General features: G+C 62.8%; 1 protein-coding gene. It reads left to right on the plus strand.

What is annotated here, in order from left to right:
• The first annotated feature begins 13 nt into the window (after positions 1–13).
• Positions 14–1234 carry an IS256 family transposase gene (locus R2676_RS26120; RefSeq protein WP_316857704.1) on the plus strand — a complete coding sequence of 407 codons (1221 nt, stop codon included), beginning with the start codon at positions 14–16 and terminating at the stop codon, positions 1232–1234.
• Positions 1235–1275: the final 41 nt, after the last annotated feature.

Genomic DNA, 1275 nt, shown 5'->3' on the forward strand with positions numbered 1-1275 from the left:
CAAGCCGGGCGATCTGCCGGCGATTCCCGCCGAGCTGCTTGAGCAGTTTGGCAGCGGCCCGATGACAGCCGAAGCCATCAATGCCGCGACGCTTGCGCTCAAGAAGGCCCTGATCGAGCGGGCGCTGGGCGGCGAGATGAACCACCACCTGGGCTACCCGCCAGGTGCGTCCAAGCCGGCCACGGTGAGCAATCAGCGCAACGGCACAGGCGCCAAGACGATCCTGACCGAGGATGGCCCGATCCGCATCGAGGTGCCACGCGACCGTGACGGCAGCTTTGCCCCGCTGCTGATCCCCAAGCACGAGCGGCGTTTCTCGGGCTTCGACGACAAGATCGTCGCTATGTATGCACGAGGCATGACGGTGCGCGAGATACAAGGCTTCCTGCTGGAGCAATACGCGACGGAAGTCTCGCCCGAGTTCATCAGCTCCGTCACCGACGAGGTGATGGCTGAGGTAACCGCCTGGCAGGCCAGATCACTCGAGGCGATGTACCCGGTGGTGTTCTTCGATGCGTTGCGCGTCAAGATTCGCGAGGACGCCGTGGTGCGCAACAAGGCCATCTATCTGGCGCTGGGGGTGCTGCCCGACGGCACGCGCGAGATCCTGGGTCTATGGATCGAGAACACCGAGGGCGCCAAGTTCTGGATGAAGGTGTTCAATGACCTGAAGACACGCGGGGTGAACGACATCCTGATCGCCGTCACCGACGGCCTCAAGGGCATGCCCGAAGCACTGGCGGCCGTGTTCCCGGCGACCACGCTGCAAACCTGCATCGTCCACCTGATCCGCAACAGCCTCGATTACGCGAGCTGGAAAGATCGCAAAGCGCTGGCCGCCGCGATTCGGCCCATCTACACCGCCCCAAGTGCAGAGGCCGCGCAGGATGAGCTTGATGCGTTCGCCCAAGGGCCATGGGGACAGCGATTCCCGATGGTCAGCGCTGCATGGCGCGGCGCCTGGGATCGTGTGATTCCGTTCTTTGCGTTTCCACCCGCCGTGCGGCGCGTGATCTACACGACCAATGCCATCGAGAACATCAACGCGCAGCTACGCAAGATCATCAAAACACGCGGCCACTTCCCGACCGATGAGGCCGCGACCAAGCTCATCTGGCTGGCGCTGCGCAACATCACGGCCACCTGGAAGAACCGCGCTGTCCTGGAATGGAAGCAGGCCATGAACCAGTTCGCTATCCTCTATGCGGATCGATTCGTTCGACCGTCCGTGTGATTCTCAACCCCCGCCTCGAACACGGAAATACTGACACTCCC

It is taken from the genome of Ralstonia flatus (assembly GCF_958439105.1).
Classification (GTDB): Bacteria; Pseudomonadota; Gammaproteobacteria; order Burkholderiales; family Burkholderiaceae; genus Ralstonia; species Ralstonia flatus.